We start from the raw sequence: 24,131 nt of genomic DNA, 5'->3' as shown, positions 1-24,131 counted from the left end.
TGTCAACGTTGCTTACGATACACCCTTGCTTCATACGGCTGAAGCTGAATGGCACCTTCATCGGTAGAATAACGTCTGCTCACATTGCTGATGATCAGCTTGGCATGCTCGGAAGTCCAACCTTCCGGCCAGTGCATCTCAGGCTCATGCCCACGGAAATTCAGAATGACCAACATCTGCTCATCATCCAGCGTTCGTGTATAGGCATAGATATCCGGATCATCCGGTAGCAGCAGTTCATACGCGCCATAGATAAGCACTTTATGTTGTTTGCGAAGGGCAATTAACTTACGGTAATAATGCAAAATGGATTGCGGATCACTTTCGGCATCAGCCACATTAATCTCAGGATAATTATCATTCACCTGAATCCACGGCTGACCCTGGGTAAAACCTGCATGTTCCGTCTCATCCCATTGCATCGGCGTGCGGGCATTATCGCGACTCTTCAGCCAAATCGCCTGCATAACTTCATGCTTTGATTTACCTTGACCAATGTAATGATTGAAATAATTTTTGGTCTCGATGTCCCGGTATTGTTCGATATTCGGGAAAGCGACATTGGTCATGCCGATCTCTTCTCCTTGAAAGATGTAGGGGGTCCCTTCGAGTGTGAGCATCCATGTCGCCAGCATCTGAGCAGAACGCACCCGATATTTACCATCATCACCAAAACGGGAAACCGGACGTGGCTGATCATGGTTCCCCATATAATTGGCGTTCCAGCCTCTACCATGCAAAACCGTTTGCCACCGGCTCATGATTTCTTTGAGATCTGTCAATTTCCATTCCTTATAGTTCCATTTACCAATTCCGGAGGATTTAGCATCAATGAACATATGCTCAAACTGGAATACCATATTAAGCTCGTCACGATCCGTCCCGACATAAGCCAAGGCCTGCTCAGGTCCAAGTCCCGAAGTCTCACCAACTGTCATGGGTCCGTAGGGTTTCAGGATCATGTTATTCAGTTTCTTCAGGATGGAGTGTACCTGTTCCAGGTTGGAAAAGAGCTGATACGCTGGAACCACCGGCAGATTATCCGGATTGTGTGCACTTGGCAGACCCTCTGCCTTGGCGATATGCGCTACTGCATCGAAACGGAATCCGTCGACCCCTTTTTCCAGCCACCAATGCACCATCTCATACATCTCTTCTGCCATCTGTGCATTGTTCCAGTTGAGATCCGGTTGCTGTTCGGAATACAGATGCAGATAATATTCATTTGTCTCGGGATCATGCTTCCACACCGAACCTCCAAAATAGGACTCCCAATTATTCGGCACCTGCCCATTTTTGCCTGAACGCCAAATATAATAATCCCGCTTCGGATTCATCTTTGATGAACGCGATTCAGCAAACCACGCATGTTCATCTGACGTATGATTCAGCACCAGGTCCATCATGATCTTGAGACCACGCTTGTGTGCCTCTGCCAATAATCGATCAAAATCCTCCATCGTGCCATACTTGCGTAAAATGCCGTAATAATCCCGGATATCATATCCGTTATCATGTCCTGGTGAATCGTAAATGGGACAGAGCCAGATCACATCTACGCCCAAATTCTCCAAATAATCGAGCTTCTCATAGATCCCCTGCAAGTCGCCATATCCATCTCCGTCCGAATCCTTAAAGCTGCTCGGGTAAATCTGGTATACCACACTCTCTTTCCACCAAACGATATCGCCCACCTCGCTCTCATCATTGTTCAATATATAAATTGAACGAAAGAATATTTACACTGGACACTCCGATGACAGAACAGCCTTCCGATCGCTGTTATCCCCAGATTTTATGAATTCCCCTTATAAGGGGAAAATCCGGTGATAGCTTATGCTTCCGATGCAGCTTTCTTTCAGAAAGCTTTTAGGCGAACGCTTTCGCTTCTTCAGGTTATTTCTGTCCTCTCCGTTTCGTGTAAATGTTTAGTTAAATTTATATATAATCTCTGCTCACTGTATTAAGCCGTTAATATGTTTTATCCGAAATGATTCCCTTGTAAACATTTGAAAGGTATCTTATGCAAAAAGACCCGGTCATGGACCGCGATCTGCGGTTCAATTCCGAGTCCTTCTTCGTGAACATAAGATTAACTTATATCCGACGTAACCTATCCAGGCACCGATCGTGTTCAGAATGATGTCATCCACATCAAACGAACCTACACGTGTAATCAATTGTGTGACCTCAACACCCAGTAGAAGTAAAACAACTGTAGATGTAAAGGTCAGAAATGTGCGGCACCTCCGAAACAACCATGGAATCCAGATGCCCAGCGGAATGAACAATACGATATTGCCAAACAGGTTTTTGACCCAGGTATCTGTATTGTACCTCTCCCTCTCCATAAGAAGTGGACGAATCGTCTCGAAGGGTACGAGATTATATTGATAATACATGCTAGGTGTTCGGCCACTGATGAACAGTAAATTGCCCATAATCAGTATGTAGAGCGCTGCCATGCAAGCAACAATTAATAACATCCACTTGGAGTGAAGCCATGACTTTTCGCTCATTCATCCGTCCTCCGACCTTGAATTCCGCGAAGCGGTAAGGTCTATTTTAACGGGATATATATCTTCATGTCCAGTTGTTCAGGGGTCGATTTCCAGACATCAATCACTTCAAAGTCTGGTCCTTCCCTCCGTTCATAGTTCGACTGCGGCAACCAGCTGCCATAGATCATTTTCCGAATATCCTGCCCGGAGCCTTCCACGGTGAACTCTGCATACAAGCCGCCGGGAATTTCAATCGAGGTAAAACCGGGTTCAAGTACCTGCGATGCTCCACTGCTTTCTTCACCCACAATAAAAGAAAATGCTCCATCCTCTTCAAAATGACAGGCCACACCGTAAGCCATATCAGGGCGTGTCCTCTCCGGGATCGCCATGAATTTCTGTTCCATGCCAAAATCGTGATAAAATCCGGGTATTTCAGCATAATGCTGATTGTCATTCAGGTTGGTCTTATATTTATAGCCGACAATCCAGTTCGGTTCCCGTGTGACCAGACGGGGTGTGTTCATGTGGAAAGTTCCACCAAGCCGAGTTCGATAATCGTTAAAATCAATGCTCTGTTGCATCTTCAGAAGAGACAACTGATCCACTTCCAGCTTACGCAGCTTCGCCGGTGTCATTCCAAAGTAGGCTGAAAATGCACGGGTAAATGCCTCTTGAGATTGGTAGCCAAAGCTCATCGCAATGTCCAATATGCCTTCCGATGTGCCCCGCAGCATCCCTACAGCTTCCGTTAATCTGCGTCTGCGCACGTACTCCAGTACCGTGAATCCCGTGATCGCCTGGAATAAACGCTGAAAATGAAACGCCGAAAAGCTCGCAGCAGCGGACGTCTCTCTGATATTAAAATCATCTTGCAAATGTTGCTCCAAATACTCAATAGCAAGCTGAATTCGTGTGTAATGATCCATAGTGATGGCTCCCCTATCTACTTCAAAATATCAAACGATTTCTTATGTAGTATGACTGAGATCCAGATCTTTTTTTTGATTTTGTGTGCGAACTTGTATGACGAAAGATACGCGAGTTCCGATTCTCTTCAAGTTGAATGACACTATGATACACTGTATGCCAAAACCCCCTTGTTCTACAAGGAGATGCTCTCTACGCTGGTTGATTTACCAACAGAGATAGCTCTTGTGAACAAGGGGACTTGTTTGTTTAACAATCTATGCTTAACCTTTCCAGTTCCCGGACACGGGATGAATACCCCAGATATCTGTCGCATACTCACTAATGGTACGATCACTGGAGAATATGCCGGAATGTGCCGTGTTTAATATCGCTTTCCGAGTCCAGCCCGGAATATCCCGATACGCCTGGTCAATCGCATCATGCGCGTCGGCATAAGCAGCAAAATCACGCAATACAAAGTATTCGTCACCATGGGCCAGCAAGGAGTCATAAATATCCCAGAACTCCCCGTCACGATAACAGAATGCACCTGGATGCACCAGTTGCTCCACGACCTCGCGAATGCGTTCATCGTGCTGCACAATCTCATTCGGACGATAGCTGCCGGAACGATAATACTCAAGTACTTCGTCTGCACGCAGACCATAGATGAACATATTTTCTTCCCCAACCTGCTCCGCCATCTCCACGTTGGCTCCATCCATCGTGCCAATCGTTAAAGCACCGTTCATCATAAATTTCATGTTGCCCGTACCGGAAGCTTCCTTACCTGCGGTTGAGATCTGTTCACTAACATCCGCAGCGGGAATGATCTTCTCTGCAAGAGAGACGGAATAATTTTCGAGGAAAAATACCTTCAAGCGGTCATTCACGGCCGCATCCCGATTCACCGTGTCAGCCACGTTGTTGATCAGCTTGATAATTTTCTTGGCAAAATAATAACTCGGCGCTGCCTTGGCACCAAAGATGAACGTACGTGGTACCATATCAAACGAAGCATCATTCTTAAGCCGGTTATACAGATGCATAACATGCAGAATGTTCAACAGTTGACGTTTGTACCCGTGTAGTCTCTTCACCTGTACATCAAAGATGGAATCCGGATTCACTGCTGTCCCGGTATGATCCAGAATATACGCAGCAAGCCGCTCTTTGTTATCCCGCTTAATTGAACGGAACTGCTCCTGGAATGATGTATTATCCGCAAAACCAGCCAACTGGTCCAGCTTGCCCGGCTCTGTTATCCATTCGTTACCGATTGTATCCGTGATGAGATCCGACAGTTTCGGATTGGCATGCATCAACCAGCGGCGATGGGTGATACCATTGGTTTTGTTATTGAAACGCTCTGGATACAGTTCATAGAACGGAGCCATCTCGCGCTCTTTCAAAATCTCGGTGTGCAGAGCAGCAACACCATTCACGCTATGACTGCCTACAATCGCCAGATGTGCCATCCGTACCTGATCGTTTGCAACAATCGCCAAATGCCCTATGCGATCCTGATCTCCCGGATACCGGTCCAGCAGCATGCCACAGAAGCGTTTGTTGATCTCTTCAATTATCATGTAGATTCGTGGCAGCAGCCTGCTGATCATGGATACAGGCCACTTCTCAAGAGCCTCACTAAGCGTTGTATGATTGGTATACGATACAGTACGGGTTGTGATATCCCATGCTTCATCCCAGCCGTAACCCTTCACATCAATCAGGATGCGCATCAGTTCTGGAATAACCAAGGTTGGATGCGTGTCATTAATGTGGAAGGCCACTTTATCAGGCAAACGATCATACGGTAACTCCAGCTTGTTGAACGTACGCAAGGCGCTCTGTACACCTGCTGAGCACATGAAGTATTGCTGCTTCAATCGCAGCAACTTTCCTTCATACTGAGAGTCATCCGGATACAGGAATTCCGAAATTGATTCAACCGATCGGCTATAATCCAGATAACCGTAGTAGTTCGAAGGGGTGTCGAGTGAAGTTTCGCGCTTTGGCTCGGCACTCCATAGACGCAATGTATTCACATGGGTTTGACCATAACCGATGACAGGCACGTCATACGGTATGGCGACAACCGATTCGGCATCTTTTGTAACAAACTGATATTCTCCATCCTGCTCATGAGCTTCTACTCGGCCCCAGAACTGTACTTCCACCTTTTTGTCTGGACGGCGGACTTCCCATTCATTGCCCTTATCCAGCCAATTGTCGGGTAACTCTACCTGATTACCATTGATGATTTTTTGCTCAAACAACCCGTATTTATATCGAATCCCGCAACCATGTCCTGCATATCGTAGTGATGCGAGTGAATCCAGGAAACAAGCAGCGAGTCGTCCCAGACCTCCATTACCGAGTCCTGCATCCGCCTCCTGTTCTTCTATCTCCTCCAAGGAGAAGCCCAGCTCAGCTAAACTGTCACGCACCAATTCCAATTCATTCACATTCAACAGATTGTTGCCGAGCAGACGTCCAATCAGGAATTCCAGCGAGAAGTAATAGACCTGTTTATCCTGGCGCTGCTTGAACCCCTGATTCGACGCTGCCCAATCCTGGCCTGCATATTCACGAATCATGCTTCCCAGTACATGGTACACGTCTTCCTGTGTTGCTTCTTCAATCGGTTTGCCCAATTTGCTGACCAGATTCCGTGTAAATATACTCTTGAACGTTTCCTTGTTGTCAAACAAAAGTAGGTTCCTCCCGGGGAAATCCTGCAGGATGGTGGCGGTTCATACACTCTGTTGCTCAACATTGTGCAAAGTGGCCGTTCCGGTGACGAATCGTTCTTATGATCGCTGTTACCCCTGTATTTTCTTGAATTTATTAATTAGATGTTAAAATACAGTGATAAAGGCGAGCGCTTCGCTTCTTCAGAATCGATTTCGTCCCCTCCACTACGTTTGCATGCTGGTGAGAACTTTCGAAGATGCAATTCATGCGTCGAAAGTGTATGAACCTTAAATCCATCCTACAGGATTTTTATTTTATATATATTTATAGAAGATATCGGTTACGTGTGGGCATTAGATAATAGTACTTTTCGCTAAAATGTATGGATTCGACGGGTCGCCGATCAGCGTCTGTCCTCCGGTCAGCTTCACGTCTTTATCGAGAATGACATTCTCAAGTACCGTCCCCTCACCAATGTAACATTTCTGCATGATGATGGAACCTTTTATTTTGGCACCCTTGGCCACCTGTACACCACGGAACAGAATGCTGTCCTCCACCTCTCCACCTACGATGCAGCCATTCGCGAGAAGTGAATGTTTAACATCGGCGGTATCCAGATATTTGGCAGGCGCTTCGTATTTAATTTTGGTCTGGATCGGATCTTCCTTGAACAGTTGTTCATATTGCCCTGTGTTCAGCAGATCCATACTGTTGCGATAATAACTGTCAATGGAATTGATGACTGCGTGATAGCCATCATATGCATACGCAGCGATATTCAATCCATCCGGATTTTTTTGAATCACATCCCGGAAGAAATGGCTCTCGCCATGATCAATGCAACGTTGCACCTGGCGCAAGAACAATTCTTTTTCCATGATGAAAATTTCTGTATATATATTCGGGTGATTAGCGCTTTGGTGAATGTCCACCACGTTACCATCCCCGTCATGTTCAACTTTGACACAGGCGTCATGTTCAGGCAGCAGCTGATCTACTTTTTTGCAGACCAGTGTAACGTCCGCTCCTTTACTGATGTGATACCTGTAGACATCCTGGAGGTCTGCTTTGGTCACATGGCGACTGCCCGCATGCACAACATATTGTCCTGCCCCTCTGTGGAAAAAGTCCAAATTGTTATGGAAATGTTGCAAATCCCCTTGTGATGTATCTGTTGGATCGTTCCAGTCTGGTGGCAAAATAAACATACCCCCATGCTTGCGATCCAAATCCCAAGGTTTACCGTCACCAAGATGGTCCATCAACGAGCGATATTTTCGCCGTACAAATACACCAATACTCTCAATGCCTGCATTCATCATATTGGATAGAACAAAATCGATCAGACGGTAACGCCCGGCATAAGGCACCGCGGCTCCGCAGCGAAAATACGTCAATTCCTTCAATTCTTCAAGTTCATGGTCAAGGTTAATAACTCCGATCAATTGTTTCATCGCATGCACCGTCCTTTTGACTTCAATTAGGCCTTGCTAGTTATTCCTTGGCGAAGCTGACGTTCCAGTTCTTCCTGATCCACGAGCAATATATCACTCTCATCTTCCGGTGCAGGCGAAATCTGTGTTCCATCCGGAATAACCAATCCTTCTGCGATAATAGCTCGGTAAATGCGCACATTTTGCCCGATTTTCACTCTTGGCATGATCACCGAATCGATGACCGCACTGTTCTCACCAACTTCAATTCCATAGAACAGAACAGAATGATTGACCTCACCATGCACTACAGTACCTTCACTAATAATACAATTCCGCACCTTGCCCGAAGGTGAGATGTATTGTGCAGGTTGGTTCGGATTACGTGTGAAAATACGCCAGTCCGGATCATTCAGATTAAACGGTGTGTCTTCGTCCAACAGGTCCATATTGGATTCCCAAAGACTGCGAATGGTACCAACGTCTTTCCAATAACCTTCAAATGGATACGCATATAAGGATTTTTCATTTTCAAGCAATAAAGGAATAATATCTTTACCAAAATCATAGGAGGTGGATGCCTGTTGTTCATCCTGGATCAGGAAACGTTTCAGTACATCCCACTTGAAGAGATAGATACCCATGGAAGCCAGTGTGCTCTTGGGCTCAGGAGGTTTTTCTTCAAATTCATAGATGCTATAGTCATCGTTGGTGTTCAGCACTCCGAACCGGCTGGCTTCTTCCAATGAGACATCAATGACCGATATGGTGCAATCCGCATCTTTTTCTTTGTGATACTGGAGCATTTTTTCATAGTCCATCTTATAGATATGATCCCCTGACAGAATGAGCACATGCTCAGGATCGAATTGTTCAATAAAGTTCAGGTTCCGGAAGATCGCATCCGCTGTACCCCGGTACCAGTTGCTACCGTCTTCACGTTCATGTGGAGGAAGTACATATACCCCGCCGTTTTTCCGATCCAGATCCCAGTCACTGCCAATGCCAATATAGGAATGTAAGACAAGTGGTTCATATTGGGTCAATACACCCACTGTATCAATACCAGAATTAGAGCAGTTACTCAGCGGGAAATCAATGATTCGGTACGTGCCCCCAAAATATACAGCTGGCTTAGCCAGTGATTTGGTCAATCCTTTTAACCTCTTACCTTGCCCTCCGGCAAGTAGCATCGCTACAACTTCTTTTTTCGCCATCATTACAGCCTCCTCCACGTGCATTCGTTCTGATTCATTTCAGAGCCCATAATCGATATTCTGTTGTGTGGACACTGTTGTCTTGATTAGGAGCTTGCTGTACAGATGTGTAACCGGTGAATCTTTGTTGCAGTTGAACTTCTTGGATTGTAAAGCATGAAATAGAGATGATGCTGGTGTAGAATTGCTTGACTGTTTTACAGAGGTGAATGTTTAGATGCAGAACTTAAGGTGTAGCTCGTGAACAATGAAATAGTCTACTCCTATTTAACATTAAACACGAAACGGACTGGGGAATCTTACTGGAAAACATCGACATCAAGTTGCGGGTAAGATTACCCTTTCTCTTGCCGCTGTTATTCATATTGTATTCGATAATAGAGAAGCAAAATCCTTTAGTTTTTGTGCAAACATTAAGTGGAAAAATAAGTAAAAAGAATGAGTTCACATGACAAAAAAGCCGACTTTCGATCCCGGCTCATTTTGTCTGTTATTTTGGTGTATCCGTTTCTGAAACTGTCTATATAATTTTGCGAAACAGCTCCATCACCTCATCCTTGGACGGTTGATAGGGATTGCCTGGTGCACAGGCATCTTTCATCGCGTTATCGGCAAGCAGTTCCACATCGGGATCTTTTACACCCAGTTCAGACAGTTTCTCAGGAATGCCGACTTCCTTCGATAGCTGACGTATAGCCTCAATGACGTAATCGGAACACTCCTCATCACTTCTACCCTTCACATCCATACCAATTGCCTTAGCAATATGACGGAATTTGCCGGGTACATGCTTGGCGTTCAACTCTTCCACATAAGGGAGTAACATTGCGTTACAGACACCATGCGGCAGATCATATACGCCACCCAGTTGATGCGCCATCGCATGGACATAACCCAAGCCCGCATTATTAAAAGCAATCCCGCCAAGGAAACACGCATACGTCATATGTTCCCGCGCTTCCAGATCACTGCCGTCTCTCACGGCTCTAGGCAAATATTCAAAGATCAGTTCAACAGCTGCTGCAGCTGTCGCACTTGTCACTGTAAATCCACCCGGTGTAACCATGGCTTCTACGGCATGTGTCAACGCATCCATTCCTGTGGCCGCTGTGAGACTTGCAGGTTTGCTGAGCATCAGCTCCGGATCATTAACCGACAGGGAGACCAGACTGTTGCGGTCCACCATCACCATCTTTACTTTACGTTCCTCATCTGTAATCACGTAGTTAATTGTCACCTCGCTCGATGTGCCAGCCGTTGTGTTAACAGCCACAAGTGGCACGGACTTATGTTTCGATTGATGAAATCCTTCATATTCACGGATATGCCCACCGTTCGTAGCTACAATGCCAATGCCTTTGGCAGCATCCTGCGGTGAACCTCCGCCTATCGATATAATGGCGTCACAGCCATGATCCTGGAATACTTGTAGTCCATCATGTACATTCTGACATGTTGGATTAGGCTGAACCTCATCATATACGACATAGTCTAACCCTGATTTTCTTAATATAGACAGTACCTGTTCAGCAACACCTGAAGTAATCAATTGACGATCACTTACAACCAGCGCTTTGCGGATACCCATCTGTTCTATCATCTGGCCTGCTTCTTGTAAACATCCTCTACCCATCAAGTTCACGGGCGGAACATAATATGCATGTGTTGCCATTTGAACCAGCCTCCTGTAACCCCTGATTTACTATCTACATTGTAACTGAATCCGTTTTCAGATATAGTGAAATAAATCACAATTAGTCCGATAAATGTTACACTGAGGTTGATTTTTACCTGCAATGAAAAAGACGACTCAGACACCCGCAGGTCTCCAAGCCGTCTTACTTATCTATCTTAAAGCTTTATCCACTACTTATACCTTACCGAAGGTACTTACACTAAAAGCATCCTTACGAAGGCTTACAGCGCCTTATCGTTCACACCGTCAAGCCATGCCTCAATCTCACCAATTACGGAGGATATACAGCCATCCTCGAATGGAGAGTTCAATCCAGCCAGTTCAACCAATCCAGTGAAGGACAGGCTTCCTCCCGCTTTACACAATGTCAGATAGTCGGCCCATGCGGACTTCATGTCCTCATTGCTGCGTTTCCAGAACTGGAATGCACAGATTTGTGCTAACGTGTAGTCAATGTAATAGAATGGCGATGAGAAAATGTGACCTTGCTTATGCCAGAAACCACCCTGCTCCAGATACGCATTATCTTTGTAATTGATGTGTGGCAGATAGGTCTTCTCAATGTTGCGCCAAGCCTGCTTGCGCTCCGTTGGAGTTGCATCCGGGTTCGCATACACAAAATGCTGGAATTCATCCACAGCTACACCATACGGAATGAACAACAGACCGGAAGACAGGTGATCAAACTTGTACTTGTCCGTATCTTCCTTGAAGAACAACTGCATCCACGGCCATGTGAAGAACTCCATACTCATGGAATGGATCTCAGCCGATTCATATGTCGGCCAGTTGTATTCAGGCACTGCAAAATCACGGCTCTCATACACCTGGAAAGCATGACCTGCTTCATGTGTCAATACATCAATATCACCGGAGGTACCGTTGAAGTTGGAGAAGATAAACGGCACTTTGTAATCGTTCAGGAACGTACAATATCCGCCGCCCTGTTTACCTTTTTTGCTTACCAGATCCATAAGCTCGTTTTCGGTCATCATCTGGAAAAATGCATCCGTCTCTGGTGATAATTCAGCGTACATTTTTTTACCATTATCGATAATCCAGTCCGCGTCACCCTTAGGTGTCGGGTTACCCGTCTTGAAGCTGAAGCCCTGATCGTAATAATATAGCGTCTCCACATCAATCCGATTACGCTGACGCTCTCTGAGCTTGGTCGCCACAGGCACGATATAATCACGGACTTGTGCACGGAAGTTGGCAACCATCTCGGCGTTGTAATCCGTACGGTTCATACGATCATAGCCAAGTTCCACATAGCTTGGATATCCCAGTTTCTTCGCGATCTGTGTACGTACTTTAACCAGTTCGTCGTAAATGCGATCAAATTCAGCTTCATGTTCAGCCATGAAAGTGTATCTGGCTTCCGAAGCACGCTCCCGCATGGAGCGATCCGTGGACAGTTCAAATGGATGAAGCTGTGGCAACGTGCGCTCTTCACCTTCGAACGGAATTTTGGCCGATGCGATCAACTGATTGTATTCTGTGGAAAGTTTGTTCTCCTTCTGGAGCTCTTCAATAATTTCCGGGCTGAATGTTTTCAGTGAAAGATCCGCCAGTTGGAACAGCTGTGAACCCCATTTTTGTTCCAACTCGTTGCGGAATTTGGAGTTAACCAATGCACGGTAAAAATCCGTGATATATTCCTGCACAATTGGTGCATTCTCATCCAGAAATTCGTTCTCCGCCTTGTAAAACTCATCATTGGTATCAATGGAATGACGAATGTAGACCAATTGGGCTTGTGTCTCAAAATCACTGCGCAGCGCGTTAATCTGATCCATGAACCCACTCTGTTCTTCAACCGTTGCCGCAGCTTCAAAACCGCTCAACAGCTCACGGAAAGATGTCTTGATGTGTTCCAGATTCGGACGTGTATACGTATACTCACTAAATTTCATTTATGTACACCCTTTCCTGTTTGGCAGAATTTCGGGAGTATCCCGAGTTAAACTACCCCCTATTATACAAAAGAGCAGCTAAAAAATCCCATAATTACGAAAAATATTTGTCCATCGGTCAAATTGTGCAACATGAATGGTTACAAATACTACTTACTTATGTAAGGTCAGTGCCTCAAAATTTTTCCCCACACAAATAAGCCCGCCTCGCGTTAGCGAAGCCAGCTTATAGGTTGTCTCTCTTCTTTTCACATTTAAACAATACTAGCTTTGGTCTTTATCCATAATCTGATAGAACCAGCCCATTCCGACCATGCCCACGACCATAATAACGGCCATAATAATGATATATGTCATGAATGTAACCTCCCTGCTTCCGTATATTCATCACACTACTACTAGTGTACACGGTGAATCGCCGTTTGAATTGACCGAACATTGACAAAAATACGAAATCTTTAATTTTAATAAATGGATTATTTCCCCGATCACACTAAATCATACGTACCTCGCTGCACGGTGCAAAGTTTCATCCGCCATGCTTACGGTGTATACTATACTTCTATGAAATGGAATTTGGATTTTTACGCAGAAAGGTTGAAAGACATGTCAACTCGCATTCCCTTACGTCAGCTATTTCTTACTGTTTTATTAGCCCTTATGTTATCTGTTTTGACCGCCTGTGCTGATGGAGAAGCCCATCTAACGGTAAATATGGATGGATCAACGGATCTGGATCTCAATCTCAACGTAAAGAACTCCGCTCTTGGAAAAATTGGACAAGACAATCTCATGCCTCTGATCGCAGATGCATTGAATCGAAATAACTTCCAGGCAGAGGTTTCGGAACAGGGAGATCAGAAGCAGCTCACAGCGACCACCCATTATGAAAAAAGCAATAAAACCAGCTTTGATACGTCCAAGTTACCACAAGGGATCAAAGTTGAACAAACAACTTCCCCCGGCTTCTTCACTTCCAAGATGCACATTACAGCAGAAGCCGATCTCATGGAGTCCATGCCCGATGGTGAGATCAAAAATCAAATTAACAAGGTGCCTAGCTTTCTTAAAAACCTCTTGTTAAAAGATGTTAACTTTGACTTCAAGTTGTCTTTGCCCATCAAGGCAGCCGATTCGAATGCGGATCAAGTGGAGGATGGCGGAAAAACGCTCATTTGGCACGTTTCACCCCTCCAGATGAATAAACTGGATCTGACTGTACAGGTTCCCAATATCCGGAATATCATCATAATTGCAGTCATAGGCCTATTATGTATCGCTGCTCTGCTCATTTGGTTTTTTGTTCGTCGCAGGCGGGCCAGACAGCGCCACAGTGCAAGATCACATCGTGGAAAAAATTAATTCTTCACACCAATTTTATTTGTGACTTGCCAAACGGTGTTATGGATAGTAGAATACATCCGTACTGTGTGAACGGTTAATTTTTTATTAAGCAAAGCTAAAGAGGTGACAGGTTTCATGAATATCCGCGAATGCCCACTACCTGGTATCGGAGTTAAGTACCAGTTTGATACAAAGGGCGGCCATCAGTTAGTCATTATTGTGCATGAGGACGGACGCCGTGAATTATTCTCCGTTGATCCACAAGACAACGAAGAACTCACTCTGATTGCAGATTTGGAAGATGACGAATGCGTGACTCTCTCCGGTTTAATCGGAGGCTGGTCGTAAATGACAGAATAACCTGTGCCTTGAATTTCAAGGCACAGGTTATTTTTCTGTTACGTTACCCTTTGAGAGCGAATATATGGAACCCATGTATTCAATACGCGGCTAATCTCCGTGGAATGAAACGGTTTGCTGATAAAGTCCTGCATCCCGCATTTCAGACACTCCTCACGGTCACCGGCGCCTGCAAAAGCTGTAATCGCTGCAATAACCGGTATGTCTGGGTGGCTCTGTCTGATGTGGCAGGTCGCTTCAATCCCATCCATAACGGGCATTTGAATATCCATAAACACCAGGTCATATTGAACCTTGTTCAATGAATCGACGGCCTGTGCACCATTCTCAACGATATCACAGACTCCGCCAAACTTGCGCAACATCTCCTCCAACAGATGACTGTTGACCGCTTGATCCTCAGCAATCAAAATTTTGATGTCATGGGCAAGACTCGCTCGATCCAATTGCAGTTCATCATTCGTGGTGATTTCAATCGGGTCATTACTTTCCTCTAACCACCGCTCCACTACGAGGGTGAACTGGAATTCTGCCCCCTCACCGATCTCACTCTGTACACCAATCGCTCCGCCCATTAATTCTACCAGTTTTTTGCTGATCGCAAGGCCTAGACCTGTCCCGCCAAACTTACGATTAATGGCCGGATCAAGCTGTGAGAAGGATTGGAACAACTGATGCTGCTTTTCTATTGGAATGCCAATCCCCGTATCTCTCACCTTAAAGGTCAACATCAGGTTATCCTGACCATGCTCATCTGAGAAATCAGCACCTACGCTCACCATAATACGGCCCTGCTCTGTGAATTTAACGGCATTACCCACCAGATTAATCAAAATCTGCCGGATTCGTGTCTCATCCCCTCGAATGCGTTCAGGAATATGGTCCGACACTTCACAATAGAGTTCAATATTTTTCTCTGATGCCTTCAGTGCAAACAGCTCGATCACCCCACCCAGCATCGCCTTAATATCTACAGGTGCGCGCTCAAGATCCATTTTGCCTGCTTCGATTTTGCTGAAATCCAAAATTTCGTTCAAAATGTACAAAAGGGATTCGCCGCTATCAATCATGATTTCCGCAAAACCTTTCTGTTCATCATCCAGCTCGGTTTCCATTAACAGATGGGCCATGCCCATGATGCCGTTTAATGGCGTACGAAGCTCATGACTCATGATGGCGAGAAACTCGGACTTGGCCCGGTCTGCATGCTCTGCTGCTTCCTTGGCACGTATGATGTCCTTAACAGATGTCATATCACGGAAAACCAACACTGCTCCGCGGGTTCTACCCTGATCCATAATCGGCTTCAATTGGAACTCCGCCAGGAAACTGGACCCATCCTGTCTCCAGAATACGGATTCGGTACGTGGCAGACCTCGTCCCTCACGAACAGCCTGTAGAATTGGTGTATCCTTGGATGGGTAGGGGATGCCTTCGCTCTGCATTTGGATCATCATCTGCTCTAATGGTCTGCCATTCAATTCACTTGGACAGAAGTTCATGATCTCCGCAGCGGCCGGATTGGCAAAGTTCAGATTCCCTTCCAGGTCCAGTCCAATAACACCTTCAGACATGCCATTCAAAATCAATGCCCGTTCATAACTAAGATTCTCGATTTCCTCGACGTAACGTTTGGACTCTGTGATGTCACTTGTAATCCCGTAGACCCCAACAACTTTGTCCTCAAGTATAATAGGAACATTAATCACATTTGTTTCAATCCGCTGCCCATTTTTGTGAATTAAACCTATCTCGTAGCTCTGTGCATTGCCCTTCACCGTTTCCTCAAAATGATATCGAGTCTTCTCCAGATCCACAGGATCAATGAGGTGATCAAAAGGCCGACTCAGCAGCTCCTCCTTGGTGTGTCCTGTCAACTGTTCCTGACCCATATTGGCTTTCAGCAGATTGCCTTCCAGATCAAGAGAAGCCACACCTAGGGGATTACAGTCAAATAACGATCTGTACTCCTGCATGCTTAACTGTTGTTGCTGGCTGGCTGTGATATCCCGGGTTACGGCGACCATCTCCATTAATTCACCTGAATCGTCATATACATAGTGCGTAATCGTATCTGCCCATACCGTAGATCCATCCTTATGTAACAGGCGATAATTGAGCCGTTTGGGAGCCAGACCCTTTCTCTGCTCTTCTACGTACGCTTCAACCAAAGGCACATCCTCCGGATAGATAACAAATGTTCCCGGCTTACCTATAACTTCTTCCAACTCATAGCCCAACATGCTTTTACATGCATTTGATACATATTTAAATGTACGACTTGAATCGGCATCATGTATTGCAATCAGGTCTAGTGAAGACTCCGCCAGCAGGCGAGAGATGCGACTGCTCTCTTCCAATTGCTTACGTTGCACAATGAGGATTTCCTCTGCATCTTTTTGTTTCGTAATGTCAGCAGCCTGTACCAACAGATACAATGGCTCACCATTCGTTTCATCCCTAACAATGCAAGCTCTAATGGTTGCCCACAATAACGAACCGTCCTTTCGTTTCAGACGAACCTCCGTCTCGTACATCGGACTTGTTTCATGAGTCATTTCCCAGAACTTGCTGCGGAATTCCTCCATATGCAGATCTTCTTCGTAGATCATATGTATGACCGAAGTATCGATCAGTTCATCTTCACTGTATGCAAGCATCTCGCAAAATGCAGGATTAAGCTGCAACCACCGTCCATTTACATGCGATGCGACAGCAATGCCGATTGGTGCGTGCGTATACAATTGTTCGAACAGAGATCGGCTCTCTGTAATGGATTTCGACATTACATGTCCTCCTTTATGAGAATCTGAATGTATTCCGTATGAATAGATCGACCTGAACATAACTTCATCTATAGAGTACTACCCCAAATGCCATGATTTATAAACGAGGTCAGACAAAATCCCTGCATGAATCGACATATACTACACAATACCCGTGCTCTCCCGATTATACAATGTTGAATATTCGAATAGGAACGGAGGTTATGGATCATGATCATTGTTGCTAATCAACCCGTCCAGCTGAACCGCTCGGAATGGTCTGATTTTGAATGGTATTGGTTACAGCAACTCCAGAATCGTCCAACGAGGTATGTGTACCAATCCATGGATCATCTTCGATTTGAATGGGACTTGAGGGGCTCTCTCGTGGAAGCCGCGGAAGGGCTGGATCGAAGCGGTGTGAGTTTTGCATCCTTTGAAAAATCCAGATGTAATCCTGCCTACTGGAATCGTAATGCGGAAGGTGGGTTTGAGCTAAGATCAAACGTGACCCCTGCCGACGGCATCCGGGATATCTGGAGGAATGGACACTTATATGCTTTTGAATGTGCAACAGCTACCGTTATTGTGCTGTATGGTGGCGTGCTGGGAAGCATTCGCGAAGACGCCTTTAATTCCCTGTTTCGCAATCTGTTACTCTTTGACTGGCATTATGACAGTGACCTGCGATTAACCGAAAAAAACGGTAGCGAAACCGCCCTGCCAGGAGATGTGCTGTATTTCAAAAATCCGGATGTTTCTCCGGAAACCCCCGAGTGGCAGGGAGAGAATACGTTCATGCTGCGCGAGAACTTGTATTATGGTCATGGCATTGGTATTGCAAGTGGCGAAGAGATTATACGCACCCTGAATCAGTTCCGCGTTCCAGGTAGCCGAGTCTCCGCCTACTTAATGGATATGGTGATCTATCCGGACTTCTTTTATTTATCCCGATTCGCCAAAAACAGCCAGAATAATATTGCCGCTGGTTCTACGCCCGTATTACCCGGACAGTTATATGTACGACTTGGTGGCAGCCGTTATTTACGCAGCTGAACTACTGAAACGGAAACGGATTTTGCATTAAATTGCGAACAATACCTCAATCCAAGTGATGACAAACAAGCCCAATACAGTAGCAGTTAACCTGCCACCTCATTGGGCTTTTTTACATCCAAAAAAAAATCATTACTATATCGACATTCGCTTTACCTTTGTGCTACATCGAGGATCGCTTCTGGCAGTTTACGCATTCGGGTCCAGTTGCACAACAACCTGTTTACCACTTACCTGAACACCTGTCGTTTTGCTACCGAATTCAGCCAGCGATTTGCTCAGTTGCTCAGCCCACTCCTTGCCTGCAACTCCTTCTTTGGCTCCATGCACCTGGATGACGAGTTTTACCGAATCACCCTTCTTCAGAATGCGCTCCGCCTGAGACTGCTTCGTCTCCCGGTCATGATCTTCCATCGCAAGGTTCAAGCGAATTTCCTTGACTTTACGTTTATCGGGAGATTTACTGGCTTTTTTCTTCGCCTGCTGCGCTTCTGCTTTGGCCGCTCCAGCTCCAATCAGCTTGCATGGCGGTGGACTTGTCATCAAGGACAAGCACACCAGATCCACTTTATGCTGCTTTGCAAGTAGAAGTGCTTCCTGCGTGGACATCACACCCAGATCTTCACCATTCAGGCCGGTCAGCTGCACTTCGGCTGCTTTGATCTTTTCATTTTTGATCATGATTCTTCCTCCTCTACATCAAAAGCCTGTCCTGACCATTTACGGATCAGAGCAGGCTAGGATGGTGTTGCTACTTATTTGTAATACTTATCAGCGTACAAATACGCCAATCGGTTTGATTTACAGCGTGTTGAATGCTTCCGTCAGAACCGGTACAATTTGTGATTTGCGTGATACTACGCCTTTCAAGATAGCTCTGCTATCAGACAGCGTCACATTGTAGGCTTTCTCCACTGCTTTAGTGGATGTACCATATGCCAAAGCTACGGAATCGTTGTTCAGAATGTCTGTTACGACAAATACAAACAGGTCGAGACCTTTGCTGGAAATGATCGCATCAATAGCTGCTTCAAGCTCAGGTTGCTTCACGAGAACATCATTCACGTCAACAGCATTAACCTGTGCAATTTCCACTTTGGATTGACCCATTACGAATTCTTTGGCATCCAGGGAAATTAGTTCAGCAATTGTTTTTTGGCTCAGATCCGCGCCAGCTTTCAGCATGTCCAGACCATAGCTGTCTGCATCTACACCAGCAATGGCAGCCAGTTCACGCGCAGCGGCTACGTCCTGCTCTGTGCAAGTCGGGGATTTGAACAACAGGGAATCGGAGATAATCGCAGACAGCATCAGGCCAGCAATCGGTGCACTCACTTCGATGCCATTTTCTTTGTACATTTTATTCAAAATGGTTGCTGTACAACCTACAGGCTCTGCACGGAAATACAGAGGTCCGCTTGTCTCAAAGTTAGCGATACGATGATGGTCGATAACTTCAACAACAGTCACTTCCTCAATATCGCTTACACTTTGCTGACGCTCGTTGTGGTCAACCAGAATAACTTTGTTTACTTCATTTGCAGCGGTTTTAATCAGACGTGGTGCTGCAATTTTGAATTGATCCAGTGCAAACTGGGTTTCACCATTGACTTCGCCGAGACGAACTGCTTCAACGTCCTGACCCAATTTTGTTTTGAGATCCGCATAGGCGATTGCCGAACAGATCGTATCCGTGTCGGGATTTTTGTGACCGAAGATTAACGCTTTTTCCATATTCATAGCCCTCCGTCAATTCTGATTTATATAAGTTCAACCAAAGAATGTTTACACTTGCCACTCCGATGACAGAATAACCTTCCGATCGCTGTTATCCCCAGATTTTTTGATTCCCTTTTAAAGGGAAAATCCGGTGATAAAGGCGAACGCTCCGCTTCTCCAGCTTTTTTCTGTCCTCTCCGTTCTCGTGTAAAAAGTTTAGTTGAACTTATATAGAAAATATATGTCATATTTCAATCATACCCTACTGATTATAGCGCTAATAAGGCTTAATTCCAATCCCTTTACAGCGAATTAATTGCAAATCATTCTCAGGCAAGTCATTTTGGAAAATAGCCAAGCTTGGTTCATTACCCTCAAGTCGATATGGTATGTATCCTATTTATTCCATCGTACAACCTTATAAATTAGCATACGAAACTCTGATACGCAACGAAAACATTAAATCTCAGGCTCTTCCACGCTCTGCCCTTGCCGTACAAAAAAGGTCTGTAGACTGCCGTCTTCGCTAATCTCCAGCAGGTTCAATTGTGCTCCATAGGCACATCCACCATCAATGCCAATTTTGTCTCCGCTCGGGTCAAACCATATGCCTGTCTCATCATGCAAATGCTTCACGGGGGTGTGTCCAAATACGACCGTCTCTCTAATCGTCGTTGGTCTGGAATAGAATGATTCACGAATCCAGATGAAGTCCCGCTCGGTCTGGCTTCTCCAATCCTCGATATCCGGGTTGATCCCGGCATGCACAAAAATATAACCCGGAATCTCGTACACCAGCGGAAGCTGTTCCAGAAAACGAAGATGGTGTTCATAGTGTGTACGTATCCACTTTTTGGCTTCAGCATAAGCTTCCCAATCTATCTGTTGCTCATCATAAGTAAGCTCCAGATCCAGATAACTTGCCATCGTCTGTAATCCACCATTACGGATCCAGTGTTGATCATATTGCTCAACATCCTGGGTTAACGCTTTGACCATCATGGCATCGTGGTTGCCTTTGATCACCATAATATCGTGCTGTTGCTGAAGCCGCATAATCTGTTCGATGACCTGTTTGCTGCTTGGACCGCGATCCACATAATCACCGAGTAAAATTAATTCATCCTGCTGTGGATTATAATCTGCAAGCTTAAGCAGTGCATTAAATTCATCGTAACAGCCATGAATATCACTAATGACACATCTGCGCATGTGAATTTCTCCTCTCCCTGATCACGCAAGAGTATAACCGGAACCTTGCATGAGCAAGATTCCAGTCTGTTTAGAGTAGTTATTCCCGCTTGCTTACCATTAGTCCTGCTTGAGTCCAAAGGCTTCTGCAATCAAACCGAATGAGCGCAGACGTGCTTCAAACGAATGGACCGCTGATGCAATAATGACTTCGTCTGCTTCATGGCGTTCAGCCATTGCTGTAATTTTATCTTTCACCTGATCCGGTGTTCCCACGATGGAAAAAGAACGACGTTGACGAATCTGTTCCATCTCCATCGCTGTGTATGGATAGTTCTTCACCGTCTCCAGAGATGGGAATGAACTTTGTTCAAGACCTCGTCCAAGACGTAAGAAGAAAAGCTCATTGCTGCGTGCAAGTTCAGCAGCTTCTTCCTCTGTCTCCGCGCAGAATGCCGAGACAGCAATCATTGAATGTGGTTTGTCATTCAGGATGGACGGCTTGAAATGTCTGCGGTAATGTTTCATCGCTTCTTCGCCGCCTGGTGTTCCGAAGAATTGGGCAAATGCATACGATGTCCCTTGTGCCGCAGCAATTCTTGCACCTTCGGAGCTGGAACCCAGCAACCACACTTCTGGTACCGTGGGAACCGATGGTCCGGCTACCAGAGAAGCAAACCGATGATCCTCGGGCAATTGCTCGTGGAAGTATCCGCCCAGATCCGCGATCTGTTGTGGAAAGAATTGTACATTCGATGATTTCCCCTCATTCAGAGCTCTGCTGGCAATTGGCATGCCACCTGGTGCTCTGCCAATCCCCAGGTCAATCCGCCCCGGATACAAAGCTTCCAGCAGGCGGAAATTCTCTGCAACCTTATAGGCACTATAATGAGGAAGCATAACGCCACCGGAACCTACGCGAATTCGATCCGTATGTGCAGCCACATGTGCAATCATAACTTCAGGACTGGAGAATGACAGCGCACCACTACCGTGATGCTCCGACATCCAGAACCGGGAGTACCCCAATTGATCTGCATGTTGTGCGAGTTTCACCGTTTCCTGCAACGTATCCTGTACACTTCGTCCTTCATTGATATGTCCATGTTCGAGTACACTCAGTTTCATATATATTCAATCCTCTCGTCTGTTAGGTTCATAAGTACTGTGAATATGAGATCTGCGAATATTACGCGCTTTTGCTCACTTCATTCTTGCTCATTCCATTGTAACATTAATTATTACAGTTTCAAACTTTAGTTATTCTCTTTATTACCACACTTGTGCAAGAAACATGCAAAAAAACGCCACCAGCTTTTGAACTGGTGACGTTTTTGACTGACCTATTGCAGAAAATTGATTTATGGTGCACGTTTTGGTAACAACTTCACATACTCGTCAGACAGTTTCATCAGGCTGAGCACATGTTCATAATCGGCACGATACGGTTCCAAATCCGTTACCGTCTCGTATGTCTTCAGCGAATAGGCTGTTCCATCGTCAAAGCCCGCACCCGGGATAAACATAATGTCATCGTTGACAAATGAACCCGTCGGCAAGTAATACCGGATACCAAAGGCATTGTGGTCCATGTTGAGCAGATCATGTCCGAAGGCAGTGAATTTCTCATCCTGGAGCGAAACTCCCATCAGATTCATGATCGTTGGCAGCATATCCAGCTGACCGCCAGGCTGCTCGATCAATTGTCCTTTGGTCTGTTTCGGCGTGTGGATCATGAACGGGATGTTGAATCGACTTACTTTACCGTCATAAGGGACGCCCAGATTGGCCTGAATCTGCTGTGTAATCTCTTCGTCAGCAGGCAGACCAAAGTGGTCTCCGTAGAGCACTAACGTTGTGTTATCCCATAATCCGTTCGCCTTCAACTCATTAATGAGTTGACCGATGGCATAGTCCGTATAATTGATCGCTTGCAGATAATCGTGAAGCAGTTTGTTCGTAATAGTCGCAGGAATCGTGATGCGTGCACGATCAGCGGGAACCGTAAACGGCGAGTGGCTCGATGCCGTAATGAACTGAGCATAGAACGGCTGAGTCGCAGCCTGATGCGCAGTCATTTTTTCCACACCTACACGGTACAACTCTTCATCCGATGGTCCAAAGTCATTGAATCTGTCATTCTCGAAGCTGGGCTTGTCGAAGTAACGAGTGAATCCGAGTGCCGGATACATCTTGTTCCGGTTCCAGAAGGTGACGTCATTGACGTGGTACGTCTCGGACTCATATCCCTCTTTTCCTAATAACTTAGGAAGACTTGGAAGTTCGCGGTCACTATACCCTGCTGACATGGGCACAACTCCGGTTGGATAGATAGACGTGTTCGACATGAACTCCGCATCTGATGTGTTTCCCTGTCCGATCTGTTGGAAAAAATGAGAGAAATAATAGCTTTCTTTGGCCAGATCATTCAGTACCGGTGTTAACTCCTGACCGTCTAATGAAGCATTAATCGGAAAATTCTGAAAGGACTCCAGTTGCAGTACGATCAGATTGCTGCCTTTGGCCTGACCAAAATATTTGGCTTTCACGGCTGTACCGTCACTTGGTTTATCCTGATACGGATACTGGCTAACCAGCTCATTGATCTTGGCAATCGTTTCGTTAATGTTGCCATTCGCAATGGCCTCATTTTCTTTGCTCGTCAGAATGGCAGACGATACCTGGTAGTTCAGGAAACCGAGATTCTCGGCTCGCACCAACTCGTTATCAATCGTTTCACCTTTGACAATAAAACTGCCAGACAGCACGATGCAGAATGCAGCCGTAAGCGCAACGCCGAGCTTGCCCCAGTAACGTCTACGAATTCTGCCAAAAGTCAAACCGCTATCGCGGTAACTGCTGCGGTTACGCCCGCCAGCACGTTTGCGCATAATCAACCATATTGGCAATGCCAGTACGATGTCTGCAAAAAACAGAAAGTGCTCCGGTCGTACCAGTGGTCCGATACTTCCCCGTACTTGGGCAACTTGCCCCAACTCACTTAGCGCGGTATATGTGGGTACCGAACTGAAATGAACGTTATACAGCGTAGCCGCGAACAACACCAGAGAAAACAGAATATTGAATCCTCCGTATACTGCTCGCTTCCAGCCTTTGGGCACGATCAGATCCAGCAGGCATACCACGGTTAGTGCGCCTAATGCGTCAGTTAACAGACCGATGCCGGACAGACCCTGGAAAAAGAAATACCGTAGCAGTGACAGCTTCAGCAGCATAAGAATGAATAACACGGCGAATAAGGTCCGTGATGAAGTTCGTTCATTTTTGGAATTATACATGGTCGCTTTCAACCCTTACCCT

At 45.7% G+C, this 24,131-nt stretch carries 17 protein-coding genes; 3 read left to right on the top strand and 14 right to left on the bottom strand.

What is annotated here, in order from left to right; genetic code table 11:
* Positions 1-2 precede the first annotated feature (2 nt).
* The 8 genes from MHI48_RS12895 to MHI48_RS12860 all read right to left on the bottom strand — a co-directional run bounded on the left by MHI48_RS12895 (position 3) and on the right by MHI48_RS12860 (position 12,375).
* Positions 3-1,715: an alpha-glucosidase gene (locus tag MHI48_RS12895; RefSeq protein ID WP_405144197.1), complete on the bottom strand. Its 1,713-nt coding sequence runs from the start codon at positions 1,713-1,715 to the stop codon at positions 3-5.
* A 345-nt stretch (positions 1,716-2,060) separates the two neighbouring features.
* Positions 2,061-2,519 carry a VanZ family protein gene (locus MHI48_RS12890; protein WP_405144195.1) on the bottom strand — a complete coding sequence of 153 codons (459 nt, stop codon included), beginning with the start codon at positions 2,517-2,519 and terminating at the stop codon, positions 2,061-2,063.
* 41 nt (positions 2,520-2,560) lie between these two features.
* On the bottom strand, positions 2,561-3,430 hold the full coding sequence (locus MHI48_RS12885) for an effector binding domain-containing protein (protein WP_405144193.1): 870 nt from the start codon (positions 3,428-3,430) through the stop codon (positions 2,561-2,563).
* A 264-nt stretch (positions 3,431-3,694) separates the two neighbouring features.
* Positions 3,695-6,127, bottom strand: coding sequence for a glycogen/starch/alpha-glucan phosphorylase (locus MHI48_RS12880; RefSeq protein ID WP_405144191.1), 2,433 nt, complete (start codon positions 6,125-6,127; stop codon positions 3,695-3,697).
* A 336-nt stretch (positions 6,128-6,463) separates the two neighbouring features.
* The gene (gene glgD, locus MHI48_RS12875; RefSeq protein ID WP_036608765.1) at positions 6,464-7,567 is read right to left on the bottom strand and encodes a glucose-1-phosphate adenylyltransferase subunit GlgD; all 1,104 of its coding nucleotides are present in this window, start codon (positions 7,565-7,567) and stop codon (positions 6,464-6,466) included.
* A gap of 26 nt (positions 7,568-7,593) precedes the next feature.
* Complete coding sequence (locus MHI48_RS12870; RefSeq protein ID WP_036608767.1) at positions 7,594-8,763, bottom strand: glucose-1-phosphate adenylyltransferase; 1,170 nt, start codon at positions 8,761-8,763, stop codon at positions 7,594-7,596.
* Positions 8,764-9,283: 520 nt separating this feature from the next.
* A complete protein-coding gene (locus MHI48_RS12865; protein ID WP_036608771.1) occupies positions 9,284-10,435 on the bottom strand; it encodes an iron-containing alcohol dehydrogenase in 1,152 nt (383 codons plus the stop codon).
* A 245-nt stretch (positions 10,436-10,680) separates the two neighbouring features.
* Complete coding sequence (locus MHI48_RS12860; protein WP_340029736.1) at positions 10,681-12,375, bottom strand: M3 family oligoendopeptidase; 1,695 nt, start codon at positions 12,373-12,375, stop codon at positions 10,681-10,683.
* Between the two features lie 660 nt (positions 12,376-13,035).
* On the opposite strand from MHI48_RS12860, the gene MHI48_RS12855 reads away from it, so the two are divergent.
* On the top strand, positions 13,036-13,737 hold the full coding sequence (locus MHI48_RS12855; protein ID WP_405144187.1) for a hypothetical protein: 702 nt from the start codon (positions 13,036-13,038) through the stop codon (positions 13,735-13,737).
* Between the two features lie 117 nt (positions 13,738-13,854).
* On the top strand, positions 13,855-14,067 hold the full coding sequence (locus tag MHI48_RS12850) for a hypothetical protein (protein WP_017688899.1): 213 nt from the start codon (positions 13,855-13,857) through the stop codon (positions 14,065-14,067).
* Positions 14,068-14,117: 50 nt separating this feature from the next.
* Here the strand turns inward: MHI48_RS12850 and MHI48_RS12845 are convergent, their stop codons facing one another.
* Positions 14,118-16,865, bottom strand: coding sequence for a PAS domain S-box protein (locus MHI48_RS12845; RefSeq protein WP_340032775.1), 2,748 nt, complete (start codon positions 16,863-16,865; stop codon positions 14,118-14,120).
* Between the two features lie 210 nt (positions 16,866-17,075).
* On the opposite strand from MHI48_RS12845, the gene MHI48_RS12840 reads away from it, so the two are divergent.
* Positions 17,076-17,900 (top strand): protein-glutamine gamma-glutamyltransferase, encoded by an 825-nt coding sequence (locus tag MHI48_RS12840; protein WP_076327827.1) that lies wholly within the window; start codon positions 17,076-17,078, stop codon positions 17,898-17,900.
* Between the two features lie 189 nt (positions 17,901-18,089).
* Here the strand turns inward: MHI48_RS12840 and infC are convergent, their stop codons facing one another.
* The 5 genes from infC to MHI48_RS12815 form a co-directional block, all read right to left on the bottom strand.
* The gene (gene infC / locus MHI48_RS12835; protein ID WP_047842654.1) at positions 18,090-18,581 is read right to left on the bottom strand and encodes a translation initiation factor IF-3; all 492 of its coding nucleotides are present in this window, start codon (positions 18,579-18,581) and stop codon (positions 18,090-18,092) included.
* Positions 18,582-18,701: 120 nt separating this feature from the next.
* Positions 18,702-19,634 (bottom strand): manganese-dependent inorganic pyrophosphatase, encoded by a 933-nt coding sequence (locus MHI48_RS12830; protein ID WP_017688903.1) that lies wholly within the window; start codon positions 19,632-19,634, stop codon positions 18,702-18,704.
* A gap of 444 nt (positions 19,635-20,078) precedes the next feature.
* Positions 20,079-20,831, bottom strand: a complete 753-nt coding sequence (locus MHI48_RS12825; protein ID WP_405144184.1) for a metallophosphoesterase family protein — start codon at positions 20,829-20,831, stop codon at positions 20,079-20,081.
* A gap of 99 nt (positions 20,832-20,930) precedes the next feature.
* Positions 20,931-21,938: an LLM class flavin-dependent oxidoreductase gene (locus MHI48_RS12820; protein WP_405144182.1), complete on the bottom strand. Its 1,008-nt coding sequence runs from the start codon at positions 21,936-21,938 to the stop codon at positions 20,931-20,933.
* A 233-nt stretch (positions 21,939-22,171) separates the two neighbouring features.
* Positions 22,172-24,109, bottom strand: coding sequence for an LTA synthase family protein (locus MHI48_RS12815; RefSeq protein ID WP_338708612.1), 1,938 nt, complete (start codon positions 24,107-24,109; stop codon positions 22,172-22,174).
* Positions 24,110-24,131: the final 22 nt, after the last annotated feature.

It is taken from the genome of Paenibacillus sp. FSL H7-0942 (assembly GCF_045040715.1).
GTDB classification, from domain to species: Bacteria; Bacillota; Bacilli; order Paenibacillales; family Paenibacillaceae; genus Paenibacillus; species Paenibacillus amylolyticus.
This window is presented reverse-complemented; position numbering and strand designations above follow the sequence as displayed.